Here is a 17,079-nt window from a genome sequence, read left to right as displayed (position 1 = left end):
ATTATCTATTTATATGATAAATTAGAAAATATAGATAGAGCGGAGGGGATATGGCAAAAACATTTTGGCTGAACCAAAAATTTAATATCAATTTACCCATTTGGACGTTATTGTCGCCAAGTATTGCCGCTTTAGTGCTTGCGGTGCATTTGATTTGGCATCCCTCGGGTATCATCATGAATACCGTGACGGCGATTTTTTTGATGGGGTCAGTTTTTGCTGCCGTGCATCATGCTGAGGTGATTGCTCACAAAGTGGGTGAGCCTTTTGGTACGTTAGTTTTGGCATTGGCGGTCACTGTGATTGAAGTGGCACTTATTTTGGCACTCATGAGTAGTAGTACACCCACCGATGCCGCGGTGCTTGCCCGTGATACGGTATTTGCAGCAGTGATGCTGATTTGTAACGGGATTATTGGTATTTGCCTGTTAATTGGTGGTATCAAAAATTATGTACAGCGTTATAGTTTGCACGGCAGTAAAGCGGCAATTAGTGTGTTATTGGCGATTGCATTAATCGTATTTATTTTACCCAATTTTACCACCTCTGCCGCAGGCGGTTTTATGATTGGCGCTCAGCTGATGTTTGTAGCAATTTGCTGTTTGATTTTGTATGCCGCCTTTATCTTTACCCAAACCATTCGTCACCGAGATTATTTTATTGCCGACGGTGTAGATGATCAGCATCACAGTGATAATGCGCTAACCACGGCGATGAGTGTGGGATTTTTGTTTTTCAGTTTGGTGACGGTGGTAGGTCTTGCTAAGATGTTGTCGCCTGCGATGGAAGCGGCGCTACTAGCGATGGGTATGCCAAAAATCGTGTTAGGGATTATCATTGCTGCCTTGGTACTGTTGCCTGAATCTATTGCTGCGGTAAAAGCTGCCTATAACGACCAGCTGCAAAACAGTTTAAATTTGGGACTAGGCTCGGCTTTGGCGTCTATTTCGTTGACAATTCCTGTTATCGCGCTTTATTCAATCTTCACAGCAACGCCTGTCATGTTTGGGTTGTCTGCCAAAGAAGGGGTAATGCTAGTCATTACGCTGATGATAACTATCAATACTTTAAGTACCGGGCGCACCACTTTTTTACATGGCATCATCCATTTGGTCATGTTAGCCACTTTTGTGTTTTTCTCCATTATTCCCTAATCCTAAAGGAATAAATTGCATAGAAAATTGGCGTAATAAATGACGTAATAAATGACGTAATAAATGAAAAGACTACTTGCAATCAGTAACATTCCTTTACTAAATACTTATGCTCATCGATTTAAGTTTTTGCTAATCTAGAGGGCAACTAGAATAACGCCATAATTAACACGATTTGAGGTCGTTCTAGTCATTTGAGGTGTTGAAACGGTCATTTAAGAGTTTCAACAAACCATACATTAAAAATCGTATATTAAAATATTAAAACATAAGGAAAAACAAATGGGACTATTTAGTTTTGCAAAAGACATCGGTGATAAAATCTTTCATCGTAACAAAGACGCTGCGCCAGCATCGACACCCGCATCAAACGTTGCACCAACCACAGCGCCTGCAGCTTCTACTGAGCCATCTGCACAAGAAATTGCGAACTTATTGATTCAGCGCATCCAACAAAACGCTAAAATTGACAACCTATCTGTCAACTATGACGGTAACACTGACAAAGTAACCATTAATGGTTCTGCTGCTAACCAAGCAGAGCGCGAAAAAGCCATTCTAGCAGCAGGTAATGTACAGTATGTTGCACAAGTGGAAGACAATATCACGGTTGCGACGCAAGAGCCAGAATCTCGTATGTACACAGTGAAATCAGGCGATACGCTGTCAAAAATTTCAAAAGAAGTGTATGGCGATACTAACCAATATAACAAAATCTTTGAAGCCAACAAACCATTATTATCTGACCCAAATAAAATCTATCCAGGTCAAGTGCTTCGTATTCCAGCTTAATTTTTACCTTAAGCCTTATAAACAACCAGTGACCCCTGTCGCTGGTTTTTTTGTAAAAAAATTTGCATATCGACAAATAAAGTTTTATAGTATGCCGATTATTCATTAGTTTTGATAACATATCAAACTGTGAATGCACCTAAACTTTTATTTCAGCTCTGTTTTGGCATTTTGATGTTAGTACCATCGCCAAAACCGCCACCCTAGCAAAAGGGAAAAAGGAGACACATGATGTCCGTACTTACTCACAACGTAAAACGTCTAAACAACACTGTTGATGTGTCTGCCGTCTGTTTTAACTAATTAAAATTTGGTTTTTAACAGCGTATATCCCATACGCCCCTATATTTACCGATTTTGATTTACTAAACCCAAAGCATCACCATCAATAGTAACTGACTGAGAATAAAGCGAATATTGGCTTTTGATTGTGTTTATTGTGATGGTAATAATTTGGGTTTTTTGTTGTCTAAAATTTTCCTATTTCCCCATGTCCCTATTTTTACATGCCATAGAAATCGTCGGATAGCTAAAGCGCACCCTGCGGTAACAAACTTTTTCAGAGCAGTTAGTTTTTCAAACGCATTTATGTGTGTCAGTCTTATTTGCCAGTCATGTTAAACGATTGGGCGGCGTTTTATTGTTTAAATTTACTTATCAAACTTATTTCGAAAAATTTTGATTATCATTTATCGGTCTAAATTTGCTACGCTAAAAATTTTAAGGGTGTGTGAATTTAGCATTAAAATAGAAAAAATATATGAGTATTCAATTAGTATTAAATAAATCTGCGCAACATGGCGTACCTGTCAAAGTATTTACCAAAGATATTGAACAAGAAGCCATCCAGCAGTTACGTAATCTTGCCCAGCTTGAATTTGTCCATCATCACATTGCGGTGATGCCTGATGTGCATGTGGGCAAGGGTGCGACTGTGGGTAGTGTGATTCCGACTAAAGATGCGATTATTCCTGCGGCGGTGGGTGTGGATATCGGCTGCGGAATGAACGCGGTGCGACTGTCGCTCAAAGCCCACCAATTGCCCGATAATCTAGCTAAAATCCGTACAGCGATTGAAGCCAAAGTCCCTGTCGGTTTTAACCAGCATCAAGCCATCACGGTGAAAATGACTACGCTTGACCCACTTGCCAAACGCTTAAAGCGCATCACCGATAAGCACAAGGGGCTGCTTAAAATGCTGCGCAACTTTGAGCGAACTTGGGCAAAACAGCTCGGCACGCTGGGTGGTGGTAATCATTTTATTGAGCTGTGTATCGATGAAAATGAGGATGTCTGGGTGATGCTGCATTCGGGCAGTCGCGGTATTGGCAACTGTATTGGCGAGTATTTTATTACCCTTGCCAAAAAGGAACAGCAAAGCCGATTTGGGCATGTGCCTGACCGTGATTTGGCGTATTTTGCCCAAGGCTCCCATAGTTTTGACGATTACCTTGAGGCGGTGCAGTGGGGGCAGGATTATGCGTTGGAGAATCGCCGTGAAATGATGCGGCTGATTATCAATGTGCTACAGCGTGAACTGCCGCATTTTACGCTGACGAAAGAGGCGATTAATTGCCATCACAATTATGTCAGCCAAGAACATCACTATGGTGAGGATGTGTACGTCACCCGTAAAGGGGCAATTTCTGCTTTCGAGGGTGAGCTTGGTATTATACCTGGCTCGATGGGGGCAAAATCCTATATCGTCAAAGGCAAGGGCAATAGCGAGGCGTTGTGTTCCTGTTCACATGGGGCAGGGCGACGCATGAGCCGTGGCAAAGCGATTCGGCATTTTAACCTTGATGATTTAAGAGCACAGACGGCGGGCGTGGAGTGCCGTAAAGACAAGGGCGTGATGGATGAAATTCCAGAGGCGTATAAAGATATTGATGCAGTGATGGCGAATCAGTCAGAGCTTGTCGAAGTCGTCCATACGCTCAAACAAGTGATGTGTATTAAAGGATAAACCATGAAAAACCAAAAACAATTAATCAAATTGGGTGAGCAACTGGAGAAAAATCCGTCAATCGCTCAATCCAATTTGGCTGTTAAACCCCGTAATTACTTGGCGTTAAATCCGCTTTTGCAAAAAGGCGGACTGCATGAAAAAGACGATGTCGAAATCGCCCGTAAGAAACAACGCAGACAGACCAAGCAGGATTTGCGAAAACAAGTTTGGCGACAGGAGTCGTAATAATCAAACACCCCAAATTTTGGGGTGTTTAGTTGACGCCTATAAAATATAAACTTATTCAAATACCACGTCTGCGCCATCGGCTATCGTACCATACAGACTTAGCGCATCCCAATTGGTCAAACGCACACAACCGTGTGATTTTTGCGCGCTGATTAACTCAGGCTCAGGCGAGCCATGAATGCCATAGCCCCGTTTTGATAACCCAATCCAAGCGCGCCCCACAGGGTTGTTGGGTCCTGGTGGTAGCCACTTTTCTTTGGAAGAAAAATCAGTATTATAGGTGGGGTTCAATACCCGATTTTTAACTTTTAAACTGCCAGACGGTGAGGGGGTGTAGTTCGAACCCACGGTTGTTGGATAGCTTGCAACGAGCTCACCACTAGCAGCATAGGCGTACAAGATGTTTTTCTTTTTATCGCTTATAACCTTGGTCACTTCCGTCATATTGGGCTGATAAGGATTGTAAACGGTGATAACGTTACCTGCTTTGAGTGGCGTGGTGGGGTTTAATCGACTTACCAGTTTTTGACTCATATGGAATTTTTCAGCTACCGCTTCACGCGCTGATTTGTATTGCATGTCTTTAGGCGCTTTGGTGATAACCAAATCATCGCGCGTTAGCTGATAATTGATAAAAATCGGCTGCTTATTTAACGTCTCGTTGCTGGTTAACGCTGACCAAGTGGCTTCATCCATCGTGGTGGTTACGGGCAGATTGTGTTTTTGCTGAAAAATCTGCATCGCTTTGATGGTGTTTTTATTCATTATCCCTGTCAGCGCACCCACACTATGCCCATGCCAGTTAAGCAGGGCTTGGGTCTTAAATACCAGCAGTTCATCAGGCTTAATGAACACTTGTTTTGATGGTAACGCGTCTTTGTTAGCCACGGATGATTGATTGCCATTGGTAGATTGTTTGAGCGCAGCATAGTCAATAGTTGATTGAAAACCCGTCACAGATGGAGTCGCTGAGGCAGGCGAGGTTGATGCGACTTGTGACGCCACCACCGCAGAGGCAGGCATGGCTTTTAATTCAATAGCGCCTGTGGGTGACCAACTCACTTGGTTGACTTGCTGGGCAACCATCGGTAAATTATCAGTGGTGTAGGCAATCTCTGGCAAGGCTTGTTTCAGTCGTTGCTGCACCAAGCTTGTGCCAATAAACTGTTGACTGACATTGGCTTTTAGCGTTGGGGCAGGCGAAGAGGCAGTAACACTTGCGGTTGTGCTGGCTGCAGTACTAGCTGTAGCAACTGTGGGTACATCCATCGCTTGATTGGGTGACTGTTGACAGGCAGATAAACTGATAGCAAGCACGATGCTTGTAAAGCAAGGTAATATTTTATGATAAGCAGACATAGTCATTGAATTTTAAGAAAAATTTAGCAAGTGAGGATGGAAGGTTATCGAGGTTTTAGAGAAACGATAATGGCATACTATAGCAAAACTCGGTTGAATATAAGCAGGATTTTACAAATTTTTCAAAAAATTGTTGGTAAAAATGCCGTAAAAAAAGGCAGGTTAGACCAGCTAACACTACCTTTAGCGCACGGTAAAAATTAGGATAATCAAAGATTATAAGTTAGCGATGACCGCATCACCCATGTCTGAGCAAGAAACCAGCGTGGTGCCTTGTTCAAAGATATCGCCTGTACGTAACCCTTGCTGCAATACTTTTTGCACTGCTTGCTCAACTTGTGTGGCACGGGCTTCATCATTGAGGCTATAACGTAACAGCATCGCCAATGACAAAATGGTTGCTAATGGGTTGGCTTTATTTTGACCTGCGATATCAGGGGCAGAACCATGCGATGGTTCATATAGCCCTTTGCCTGTATCATTTAAGCTTGCTGATGGTAGCATACCAATAGAACCAGTCAGCATCGAGGCTTGATCTGACAAAATATCGCCAAAAATATTGCCTGTGGCAATCACATCAAACTGTTTTGGGGCTTTGACCAGCTGCATCGCTGCATTGTCGACATACATGTGAGTCAATTCAACATCTGGGTATTGGGCAGCGACTTCGGTGAAAATCTGCTTCCAAAACTCTGTGGTCTCAAGTACGTTGGCTTTATCAACTGAGCAGAGTTTTTTACCGCGTTTTTGTGCTGCTTCAAAGGCAACTTTGGCAATACGGCGAATTTCTGATTCGCTGTATTTCATGGTGTTGTAGCCTTCTTTCTCGCCGTTTTCAAGCGTGCGAATACCGCGTGGTTCACCAAAATAAATATCGCCGGTGAGCTCACGGACAATCAAAATATCTAAGCCAGATACCACATCAGGTTTTAAAGTTGAGGCATTGGCAAGCTCTGGATAAAGAATCGCTGGGCGAAGATTGGCAAATAAATTTAAGTCTTTACGAATCGCCAGTAATCCACGCTCTGGGCGCACTGAGCGTTCAAGGTTGTCATACTGTGGGCCACCGACAGCACCAAGCAATACCGCATCAGCCTTGCGGCACAAATTTTGGGTAGCTTCTGGATAGGGTGAGCCATGCACATCATACGCTGACCCGCCTAACAGCCCATACTCATAGTCGGCGTCTAAGCCTTGCTCGATTAATTTGTCCAATACTTTGACAGCTTGTCCAATGATTTCAGGACCAATACCATCACCTTGTAATACGGCGATCTGTTTTGTCATGTTACTTCCTTCACGTTAATCTACAACTTTGTGCTGACAATTCAGCTTTTAAAATTTTGTTGGTTTCTAAAAAATAATCGAATCAGGCGTTATTGAATGACGCTTTCTTGGATAAAGCTTTTTGTGAGAAAAGCTTTTAGGCGCATCTATAAAGCAATCTTGATAAATTCATTCGATAAAGCGCCTTGCTGATTGGGTTTTTTACACCATCGATTGGTAAGTTTGGCATTTTCATACAAATCGATACACAGGGGCGTTGGGGCAGATTGCGCTAGCAAACTATAATCGGTCTTTTGAATTTGGCGGTAGGCTCTGAGCGCATAGCGTTTACCGCTTTCAAAACGATGGATAAAACTAAAACTTTCAACCGTCGTCAAGTCCTCATCCAAATAAAAACGGGTGGCAACCATGTGCTGACCACTGGGAAAACTTACTAAGTAATTTGGTATAGTAGATTTGCTCTGCGGCTTACTGATCAAAGGTGTGACGGCCACTGGGCTGGTAACTGAGTTATAGTTGCCAAGGGTAGCACTCGGGGTATGAGTCGATTGATTGATAACTGACAACGTGCCAATACGATTGATTTCACAGGCATAAATACCCGTACATTTTAGTGTGCTTTTGCCTGCAGCAATCGGTTGCGACGCTGTTACCACTGAGGGTTTGGCGCGTGCGCTTGGCTGATTTGTCATTGATTGACAGCCAGATAGCGCCACTGCTGAACAAATCGCAATTGCTACAACAGGCAAACAGTCAGGGCGAAAAAAGCGCTTAGTGAACATCATGGTCGTTATTCCCTCAAATCAAAAAAAGCAATTAAAAAATTGCAGTAACAGGGTGCCTGCCATAGTTAGATGATGATAATCATGGCGGGTGATGCCGTGATTTAAACACAGTCATAGGCACGCTAAAATGTGACTAACATAACCAATATGCCAACCTTTGTCAAAAAATGCCTTTGTCAAAAAATGCCTTTGTCAAAAAATGCCTTTTTTATACGCGGCTTGTACGCAGGTTGGGATACATGATGGATAAGCTCTCAATAATAAATTATCAATGATGAAACGCTACTAACAGTAGACATTTACCTAAGCAAGCAGCACTTTAAGCCGCGCCTGTGCCAAATACCCAAGGGCGTGATTGTTTGGCGTTCTCTTCATACGCTTTGATGCTATCAGCTTGCTGCAATGTCAGACCAATATCGTCTAAACCGTTGAGCAGACAGTGCTTACGGAATTCATCGACGTCAAATGCATAGCTTTTACCTGAGGGTGAAATCACTTGCTGTTTTTCTAAATCCACGGTTAATTGATAGCCATCTTGGGCAAAACATTCGGCAAACAATTCACTGACCGCATCTTCACTTAAAATCACTGGCAACATGCCATTTTTAAAGCAGTTATTGTAGAAAATATCGGCAAAACTGGGCGCAATCACCGTGCGAAAACCGTATTCTTCAAGCGCCCAAGGGGCATGCTCACGGCTTGAACCACAGCCAAAGTTTTTACGCGCAAGCAAAATGTTAGCACCTTGATAACGGGGCTGATTCAAAATAAAATCAGGATTAATGGGGCGTTCGCTATTGTCTTGACCAGGATAGCCTTCGTCCAAATAACGCCATTCATCAAATAGATTGGCACCAAATCCTGTACGTTTGATAGATTTCAAAAACTGTTTTGGAATGATTTGGTCAGTGTCCACGTTTGAGCGGTCTAGTGGGCAGACAATGCCTTGCTCAAGGGTATATTTTTTCATAGTTCTACCTTAATAATTTCTCACGTCAACAAAATGACCGGCTAATGCCGCGGCAGCTGCCATGGCAGGGCTGACCAAATGGGTGCGTCCGCCATTGCCTTGACGACCTTCAAAGTTACGATTCGAGGTACTGGCGCAATGTTCTTTTGGCTGCAATTTATCCGCGTTCATGGCGAGGCACATCGAGCAGCCTGGCTCCCGCCATTCAAAACCCGCTGCGGTAAAGATTTTATCCAGCCCTTCGCTTTCTGCTTGTTGTTTAACTAACCCAGAACCGGCTACCACAATCGCTTCTTTGACGCTATCTGCGACTCTACGACCTTTGATAACCGCCGCTGCTGCGCGAATATCTTCAATACGTGAATTGGTACAAGAGCCGATAAACACCCGATCGACTTTGATGTCAGTGACAGGTTGGCCTGCGGTCAAACCCATATACTCATAGGCACGTGTCCAAGCCTCTTTCTGTACGTCATCTTTTGCGGCATCTAGGGTAGGGACGTGTGCGCTGATATCCACCACCATCTCAGGGGAGGTGCCCCAAGATACTTGGGGTGCGATGTCCGCGCCTGCCATTTCAATGACGGTATCAAACACGGCATCGGCATCTGAGTGTAGGGTTTGCCAGTAAGCCACGGCTTTATCCCACATTTCACCCGTAGGCGCATAGGGACGACCTTTGACGTATTCAATGGTGGTGTCATCAACTGCCACCATACCAACGCGCGCGCCCGCTTCAATCGCCATGTTACACACGGTCATACGTCCTTCCATGCTCATGTCACGGAACACATCGCCTGCAAATTCAATGGCGTAACCTGTGCCACCCGCGGTGCCGATTTTTGCAATAATCGCTAGTACCACGTCTTTTGGCGTGACACCTTCACCCAATTTGCCATCGACTTTGATGAGCATATTTTTCATCTTGGTTTGCACAAGGCACTGTGTTGCCAATACATGCTCAACTTCACTGGTACCGATGCCGTGGGCAAGACAGCCTAACGCACCATGCGTTGCGGTATGTGAGTCGCCACACACCACCGTCATCCCAGGTAACACTAAACCTTGTTCTGGGCCTACCACATGCACAATGCCTTGGCGCACGTCATTGATGGTAAATTCAGTGATGTTAAATTTGGCACAGTTTTCATCGAGTGTGGCTACTTGCAAGCGAGAGACATCATCTTTAATGCCTGCCACCCCTTCTTTACGTTCGCTTGCCACCGTCGGGACATTATGGTCAGGGGTGGCGACGTTTGCTGACAAACGCCAAGGGTCACGATTTGCCAATGACAAGCCTTCAAATGCTTGTGGGCTTGTGACTTCGTGTAATAAATGACGGTCGATATAGATAAGACTCGAACCGTCGTCTCGTTGATTGACTAAATGGTCTTGCCAAAGTTTATCATAAAGCGTTTGCGCTGCCATGACACATATCCTATGGTTTTTTTATAAAAGGGGGTAGTAATCGGGTAAACAATAACGCCATTATAACAAAGAAAAATGATAATTTTAATTGATGATTTTTATATTTTATAAAAATTTTAGGAATGTATTGAGCGATTAAATAAATTGTATTTGTCTATACGTTGTCTTATAATCTTATTTAATGTATTTTTTAAAGAATAAAACTTTTATTTATATCAAATGGTAGGGTTTTAGTTTTGGGGGAAAGATGAATACCACAAATTTAAATACTTTTTTAGCGGTTATGCAAACAGGTAGTATCTCGCAGGCGGCTGATAAACTATTTATTACACAGCCTGCAGTAAGTAAGCGTATCAAAAACTTAGAAGACGAATTTGATGTCACCCTTTTTGATACCGTGGGTCGTGGTATTATCCCAACCCAAGCGGCACATGACTTGATTCCCCATGCCAAACGCTGGCTAGATGATTACGACAATCTAAAAATTAATCTTAAAAACCGCCAGCAAACGGTGTCAGGCAAACTGATTATTGGTACCAGTCATCATATTGGCTTACATCATCTGCCAGCTGTCCTCAAACAATTTATCCAAAGCTATCCTGCGGTACAGCTTGAAGTGCATTTTGTCGATTCTGAGCAAGCGCATAAAGCAGTCCTTGATGGCGACTTGTCATTGGCTTTTTTAACGCTACCCCCTGTGTATGATAAACGTCTAAATTATCATATGCTATGGTCAGATCCGCTGCATTTTGTGACCGGCATTTTATCGCCACTGGCGCATAAAATGAACGTGACGCTTGAACAATTGGCCAACTATCCAGCGATTCTACCCGCTGCCAATACCTTTACCAGCCAAATCACTTTAGCTGAATTTGCCAAATATAACTTAAAACCGTATGCCACGATGAGCACCAATCCGCTAGAATCGATTCGTATGTTAGTATCGGTTGGGCTAGGCTGGTCGGTGTTACCGCAAACATTAGTCAATCAAGATTTACAGCCGATTAATATGGATACCCCCGTTGAGTTGCAACGCTATTTGGGATTGGTTACTAACCCCAATATCACAGTATCTGCAAGTATGGCAGCCTTACTTGACATGTTAGGATTAGAGATGGATGGTAAACATCGCGATTAATAGGTCAAAATAAAAAAAGCCTATCGATGTGATAGGCTTTTTTTATGAGATTTACTTCTTCTGATAAGTTAAACGCAGCCCATAAATCCAAGCATCGTTGTTTTGGAAATCACCCACTAAGTCGCCATTGGGGATTTTTGATTTGGCATCGCCAAACATCAAGTATTTCACGCCTGCCGACACGGCGACTTCGGGTGTAACATTGTACTTGGCGCCTAGACCCACATTCCAATGACCTTCCACAGGCCCTAAGGTGGTGGTAGGATCACCCGCGCCGCTATCCCAACCCACTGAGCCTGATACCGCCCATTGATTACTTAATTTTTTACCCAAGCCCACTTCTGCTGCCCAGCCATCATCTGAGTAATCAATCAAGTTTAAACCATTGGGATATAGGGGTTTAAAATCCGCGCCGGTGGCTTTTTTGGTCGTTGCATTATACAGAGGCGGTTTGATTGAAAAATCACTCCACGGTACCCAGCGCAGTTTTGCGGTCAATAGGGTGGTTGGATTGAGACCTGTTTGAAAGTCAATATTCACGGATTTTGGGGTAGTGATGGTCATGTCATAACTGCCTGATTCGCCAGTTGCAGGCATGGACTCATACGCTACGGTGTCATGATCAATGTCAGAGCGATAAGTCAACGCCGCTTTAAGCGCAATCTCAGGTTTGCTATAGGCTAAACCTGCCATCCAACCATAACCATTCGATTGGGCAAAGATACCATCATAACCTTGGGTAGAATTGTAGGCTGTACCGCGTAAATGCACCTCACCTTCTAATTTTTGTAATACCGGCCCACCATACACTTGCCAGTTATTTTTTTCGCCAAATTTGACCCCCACCAAACCCGTGAAGTTTTTACTATCAACAGAGACGTTGGTTCCTTCGTTGGGATGCTGAGCGATATTGCTAGCTAGATTGTAGACTGCCCCTGCTTGCTGTGCGGTTTTAAGCGCAGTAGCCGCATTATAAGCGAGTGTTTGGTTGGTTGGATCTGCTTGATAAGCAGCAGCAGCGGTTTTTGCAGCTGTGGCGGCGGCTAGCGCCGCTTGTCCTGCACCAGCAACCTGCTGCGCGCTGACTGTACCATTAACAAAGTTGTTATTGCCGGTGAACTCAACATCCGCGCCCCACGGCTGGTCAAAAAACACACCCACACTGACTTTATCGTTGACGTCTGCTTTTGCCCCATAATTGATAAAATCATAGTTTAGCGCCATGTTATTAATATCGCGACCTTCTTCGTACGTGGTTGGCGAAGGGGTGGTGGCCGCATTGTCTTTGCCAGTAATCGATGGGTCAATGGTGATTCGTTCGATGTAAGCAAAAGTGCCATCTTGTGTAAACCCCCAACTTGGCTGAGTTGAGCGGTCGAGCCCCGCGGCTTGGGCAGCGCTAGCAAATGAGATGCTGGCAATAGCGAGTGTTAAGGATTGCAATCTTAATGACATGAAATACTCCCTTTTACATGGATATTGATATAGTGCGAATTGGAGAGCTTGCTAAAGGTTGCTAAAAAGTATGAAAAACTTAGACAGGATAGTGAGGCCTTCCAATGGACCCACAAAGAATAGTTAAAAACTTACGCCTTGACAACTTATGGCTTACAAAAATAGCGCCAATTTCTGACCTCATAAGTCATTAATAGAGTATTTACAATAACACAGACATAAAAAAACACCGATTAATATAATCGGTGTTTGAGTCAAAACATGACAAAGTATTAATTTACTCTAGCCAAATTCATTTCCATTTTTCTACCATCATTGTTTTGAACGACTTTAACAGGTAGATAATCAAGTTTTGGGGCTAACCAAAAGCTGGTTTGACGGTCTTTGTCATCATGCACGCGATCGATACGCACCACGTCAAAAGTACCCGCTGGCACGGTAATGCGAGTCATGGCAGATTTTTTGAAGGGCACCGCTTCAACGGTATTGCGATCTGCCATGTAATAGTTACCACGGAACTTGCCTGCTTTTAAATCTTCCCGAATTTGAATCTCTAAACTCAAATCATCATAAGCAGGCTGTGGCAAAGCAATAACTTTATTTTGACCTTTATAATTGGTGACCAGTTGTTTTTTTGCATTATTAAAGTTCAAGGTGGTAGTACGACCCGCCCCAAAAATTTTGTATTGGGTTAACGCGCTCACCGGCAGAATAGCGCCATTGGCATTGACAAAATTGGCGGTTTGCTTGGCACTGGCTAATTTACCGACACTTGCATTAACATTATAAAAATACTGATTGCCAGTTTGGGTCAATACACGGCTTGCGGTACCATTGTATTTGCCTTCAATATTAAAATTATAGGTTGCATTAAAAGGGGCAACTGCCGCATTCGCCATAGAGGTGATAGCCAGCGCTGACACGAGTGAAGTACTTAATAACAGTTTTTTTACTAAAGAATTTGTCATGTTTCATCCATCAAATAACGTTCATAAGATAAGGTTAAATCTATTTGGTATGCATACAGTAGTATTGACGCCCAATAAATACAAGCCAGTTAACAAAAGATTGTGATTGTGCAATAAACGGCAGTCTTTATGAGGTATTTGGGTGAAGGGGTTAAAAAATTGACAACAAATTGCAAAATTTCGTAATTTTCTGCTTGAACAAATTGGCATACATCCCCACTGTTAGACAGTGAATTGATAACTTGTGATAAGCATAGGATCATTTATGCAAACAGATAGTTATCATCTTTTTGTGGTCGGCAAAATAGCGGTGGTCTTTTGCGCTAACCTCTGAGCTGATCACAGCTTTCAAAGCTAACTAAGGCTTTCAAACAATAATTTAACAGTTAATTTATGGAGTAGATTATGGCAATTCGTCCTTTACATGATCGTATCGTCGTGCGTCGCAGCGAAGAAGAACAAAAAACGGCTGGCGGTTTATTACTAGCAGGGGCTGCCCAAGAAAAACCCTCTCAAGGTGAAGTCATTGCAGTAGGTAATGGTCAAATCCGTGAAAACGGCGATGTACGTGCGCTCGATGTCAAAGTTGGCGACAAAGTACTATTTGGTCAATATGCCGGCTCAACAGTTAAAGTAGATGGTGAAGAATTATTGATTATGAAAGAAAGTGATGTATTAGGTGTGATTGAAGGTTAATCAGTCATTGCGCTAAACAATCGTTTTTTACCTAAAAGCTAATTTACCCAGTCTTAATCTAACTGGTTAAGTACTTAGTAAAGTAATTGATAGCAACCTTGGTAGCAATTTGGACTACCTTATACAAATAAAAATTTATAATTTGGAGAATTTAACATGGCTAAAGATGTAAAATTTGGTATTGATGCCCGTGCAAAAATGATTGACGGCGTCAACGTATTGGCAAATGCGGTTAAAGTAACATTGGGCCCTAAAGGTCGTAACGTGGTTATCGACAAATCTTTTGGCGCACCAACCATCACTAAAGATGGCGTATCAGTGGCTAAAGAAATCGAACTTGATGACAAATTCGAGAACATGGGCGCACAGCTCGTTCGTGAAGTTGCAAGCAAAACTAATGATGTTGCAGGTGACGGTACTACCACAGCGACTGTTTTAGCCCAAGCGATTTTGCAAGAAGGCATGAAATCAGTTGCCGCTGGCATGAACCCAATGGACTTAAAACGTGGTATCGATAAAGGTGTGCGTGCCGTTGTTGCACAAATCCACGCGTTTTCAACCCCAGCCAATGACACCAAAGCTATCGCGCAAGTCGGCTCTATCTCAGCTAACTCTGACCAAACTATCGGTGATTTAATCGCGCAAGCGATGGAAAAAGTGGGTAAAGAAGGTGTAATCACGGTTGAAGAAGGTTCAGGCTTTGAAGATACCCTTGAAGTTGTTGAAGGTATGCAGTTTGACCGTGGCTATATCAGCCCATACTTTGCCAATAAAGCAGATACGTTGACCGCTGAACTAGAAAACCCATTAATCTTGTTAGTCGACAAAAAAATCAGCAACATCCGTGAGTTGATTCCACTGCTTGAAAACGTGATGAAATCTGGTAAAGCCTTACTGATCATTGCTGAAGATGTTGAAAACGAAGCCTTGGCTACTTTAGTTGTGAATAACATGCGCGGCGGTTTAAAAGTCTGTGCTGTTAAAGCCCCTGGTTTTGGTGACCGTCGTAAAGCGATGCTTCAAGATATCGCTATCTTAACGGGTGGTACGGTTGTATCAGAAGAAATGGGCATGAGCTTAGAAACTGCGGATTTATCAGTATTAGGTACTGCCAAAAAAGTGACGGTTGGTAAAGAAAACACCGTGATTGTCGATGGTGCAGGTCAAAAAACTGAAATCGATGACCGTGTTGCCTCTATCCGTCGCCAAGTGGAAGAATCAACCTCTGATTACGACAAAGAAAAGCTACAAGAGCGTATTGCCAAACTCGCAGGTGGTGTGGCAGTTATCAAAGTCGGTGCGGCGACTGAAACTGAAATGAAAGAGAAAAAAGACCGTGTGGATGATGCCTTGCATGCAACTCGTGCTGCTGTCGAAGAAGGCGTGGTAGCAGGTGGTGGTGTGGCATTGGTTCGTGCTATCGCTGCGCTTGACAATGTCAAAGGTGACAATGACGACCAAGCCGCTGGTATCAACATTCTACGCCGTGCGATGGAAGCACCACTTCGTCAAATCGTCAGCAACGCAGGTGATGAAGCCTCTGTGGTGGTAAACCAAGTCAAAGGCGGTCAAGGTAACTACGGTTATAACGCAGCGACTGGGGAATACGGCGATATGCTAGAAATGGGTATCTTAGACCCAGCCAAAGTCACTCGCTCAGCGCTTGAAAACGCGGCGTCTGTCGCAGGCTTGATGCTTACCACAGAAGCAATGATTACTGACTTGCCAAAAGACGACGCTGGCGCTGCTGCCATGGGTGGTATGGGCGGCATGGGTGGTATGGGCGGCATGATGTAATCGAAAGATTATATCCCATTCAAGCCATTTAGCTAAAATCAAAACCCTATTAAACTTCAGTTTAATAGGGTTTTTTAATTAGGGAAATTATCACAACTATGACGATGGAAACTACCGACCGCTTTACTACCACAAGCCAACATCATCGGTGTATTCAATGAAACTGTGTTAAAAGATAGTGTGAGTGGGGATTTATGGGCGGATATTTTGCGTTAAATGGCGGCGCAGTTAATCATTATCCCGTCTAAAAACATATTCGGTTGTGCTTGAGGCATTTTCAACAAACTGATAGCCTTCCAAGTTAAAGTCTTTTAGCTGTTGCGCGGTTGTCAGCTGATTTTCAGCCGCAAAACGCACCATCAACCCGCGTGCCTTTTTAGCATAGAAGCTTACCACCTTATATACGCCATCTTTGCCGTCTTCAAAACGGGGTGTGATAATTTCTGCGTTGATTTTTTTGGGATTGACCGACTTGAAGTATTCGTTGGAAGCCAAGTTTACCAAAACTTTGTGTTTATTTTCTGCCATGCGTTGATTGATTAAATCGGCAATTGTATCGCCCCAAAATTGATACAAATTCTCGCCTTTGGGATTTTTTAGTTTTGTGCCCATTTCCAAGCGATAGGGTAGCATCAAATCAAGCGGTTTTAACAAGCCGTACAACCCAGACAATATTCCTAATCGCTCATTGACATAATGGACTTGTTGCTCAGTCATTTGCTGCGCTGCCAAACCTGTATAGACATCGCCATCAAATAAATACAGCGCCGCTTTAGCAGGTATGTCAGCATGATCGGTGCTAAATGGCTGGGTAGTATCCCATCGCCAATTTTGGTTGCGCACCGCATTTAATTGCCCAAGTTTACCTGAGATACTCATCAACGCCGACAAATCGGTTGGCGCTAGTGTTTTTAATTCACTCATCAATTCGCAAGCGTGCGCCATCAAAGCAGGCTGGGTGTAATGTTGACTAAAATCGAAAGGTAAATCATTTTTTTCATTCAAATTTTTGGCAGGCGAGAGCACAAAGTACATGGCTATGTTCCGTTTGCT

The 17,079-nt window shown here is 43.4% G+C and carries 15 protein-coding genes; 7 read left to right on the top strand and 8 right to left on the bottom strand.

Translation table 11 applies throughout. The annotated features are described in order from the left end of the window. The first annotated feature begins 50 nt into the window (after positions 1 to 50). The 4 genes from ACAM39_RS07125 (at position 51) to ACAM39_RS07110 (ending at position 4,140) form a co-directional block, all read left to right on the top strand. The gene (locus ACAM39_RS07125) at positions 51 to 1,154 is read left to right on the top strand and encodes a calcium:cation antiporter (protein WP_369627158.1); all 1,104 of its coding nucleotides are present in this window, start codon (positions 51 to 53) and stop codon (positions 1,152 to 1,154) included. A 282-nt stretch (positions 1,155 to 1,436) separates the two neighbouring features. Further along, positions 1,437 to 1,946: a peptidoglycan-binding protein LysM gene (gene lysM / locus ACAM39_RS07120; RefSeq protein WP_369627157.1), complete on the top strand. Its 510-nt coding sequence runs from the start codon at positions 1,437 to 1,439 to the stop codon at positions 1,944 to 1,946. Between the two features lie 760 nt (positions 1,947 to 2,706). Further along, positions 2,707 to 3,912: an RtcB family protein gene (locus tag ACAM39_RS07115; protein ID WP_369627156.1), complete on the top strand. Its 1,206-nt coding sequence runs from the start codon at positions 2,707 to 2,709 to the stop codon at positions 3,910 to 3,912. A 3-nt stretch (positions 3,913 to 3,915) separates the two neighbouring features. Next, positions 3,916 to 4,140, top strand: coding sequence for a hypothetical protein (locus tag ACAM39_RS07110; RefSeq protein ID WP_160001443.1), 225 nt, complete (start codon positions 3,916 to 3,918; stop codon positions 4,138 to 4,140). Between the two features lie 54 nt (positions 4,141 to 4,194). Here the strand turns inward: ACAM39_RS07110 and ACAM39_RS07105 are convergent, their stop codons facing one another. The 5 genes from ACAM39_RS07105 to leuC form a co-directional block, all read right to left on the bottom strand. Next, complete coding sequence (locus ACAM39_RS07105; protein ID WP_369627155.1) at positions 4,195 to 5,502, bottom strand: L,D-transpeptidase family protein; 1,308 nt, start codon at positions 5,500 to 5,502, stop codon at positions 4,195 to 4,197. Positions 5,503 to 5,718: 216 nt separating this feature from the next. Continuing rightward, on the bottom strand, positions 5,719 to 6,789 hold the full coding sequence (leuB, locus tag ACAM39_RS07100) for a 3-isopropylmalate dehydrogenase (RefSeq protein ID WP_369627154.1): 1,071 nt from the start codon (positions 6,787 to 6,789) through the stop codon (positions 5,719 to 5,721). A 146-nt stretch (positions 6,790 to 6,935) separates the two neighbouring features. Further along, entirely contained in the window at positions 6,936 to 7,574 is a 639-nt protein-coding gene (locus ACAM39_RS07095; RefSeq protein WP_128679857.1) for a hypothetical protein, read from the bottom strand. Between the two features lie 319 nt (positions 7,575 to 7,893). After that, positions 7,894 to 8,544: a 3-isopropylmalate dehydratase small subunit gene (gene leuD / locus ACAM39_RS07090; RefSeq protein WP_128679856.1), complete on the bottom strand. Its 651-nt coding sequence runs from the start codon at positions 8,542 to 8,544 to the stop codon at positions 7,894 to 7,896. 9 nt (positions 8,545 to 8,553) lie between these two features. After that, entirely contained in the window at positions 8,554 to 9,972 is a 1,419-nt protein-coding gene (gene leuC / locus ACAM39_RS07085) for a 3-isopropylmalate dehydratase large subunit (RefSeq protein ID WP_099808268.1), read from the bottom strand. Positions 9,973 to 10,219: 247 nt separating this feature from the next. Here leuC and ACAM39_RS07080 point away from each other — a divergent pair, with 247 nt between their 5' ends. Further along, on the top strand, positions 10,220 to 11,110 hold the full coding sequence (locus ACAM39_RS07080; RefSeq protein WP_060994372.1) for a LysR family transcriptional regulator: 891 nt from the start codon (positions 10,220 to 10,222) through the stop codon (positions 11,108 to 11,110). 51 nt (positions 11,111 to 11,161) lie between these two features. Here the strand turns inward: ACAM39_RS07080 and ACAM39_RS07075 are convergent, their stop codons facing one another. After that, positions 11,162 to 12,565, bottom strand: coding sequence for an outer membrane protein transport protein (locus ACAM39_RS07075; protein ID WP_369627153.1), 1,404 nt, complete (start codon positions 12,563 to 12,565; stop codon positions 11,162 to 11,164). 272 nt (positions 12,566 to 12,837) lie between these two features. Beyond that, positions 12,838 to 13,533 (bottom strand): DUF3108 domain-containing protein, encoded by a 696-nt coding sequence (locus ACAM39_RS07070; protein WP_369627152.1) that lies wholly within the window; start codon positions 13,531 to 13,533, stop codon positions 12,838 to 12,840. A gap of 402 nt (positions 13,534 to 13,935) precedes the next feature. Here ACAM39_RS07070 and ACAM39_RS07065 point away from each other — a divergent pair, with 402 nt between their 5' ends. Both ACAM39_RS07065 and groL read left to right on the top strand, forming a co-directional pair. Continuing rightward, positions 13,936 to 14,229 (top strand): co-chaperone GroES, encoded by a 294-nt coding sequence (locus ACAM39_RS07065; RefSeq protein ID WP_201666394.1) that lies wholly within the window; start codon positions 13,936 to 13,938, stop codon positions 14,227 to 14,229. A gap of 156 nt (positions 14,230 to 14,385) precedes the next feature. Beyond that, entirely contained in the window at positions 14,386 to 16,026 is a 1,641-nt protein-coding gene (gene groL, locus ACAM39_RS07060) for a chaperonin GroEL (RefSeq protein WP_369627151.1), read from the top strand. A gap of 228 nt (positions 16,027 to 16,254) precedes the next feature. On the opposite strand, the gene yaaA is transcribed toward groL, so the two are convergent. After that, positions 16,255 to 17,061 carry a peroxide stress protein YaaA gene (gene yaaA / locus ACAM39_RS07055; protein ID WP_369627150.1) on the bottom strand — a complete coding sequence of 269 codons (807 nt, stop codon included), beginning with the start codon at positions 17,059 to 17,061 and terminating at the stop codon, positions 16,255 to 16,257. Between the last annotated feature and the right edge of the window lie 18 nt (positions 17,062 to 17,079).

Origin of the sequence: Moraxella sp. K02, from assembly GCF_041154755.1 — a bacterium.
Lineage (GTDB): Bacteria > Pseudomonadota > Gammaproteobacteria > Pseudomonadales > Moraxellaceae > Faucicola.
This window is presented reverse-complemented; position numbering and strand designations above follow the sequence as displayed.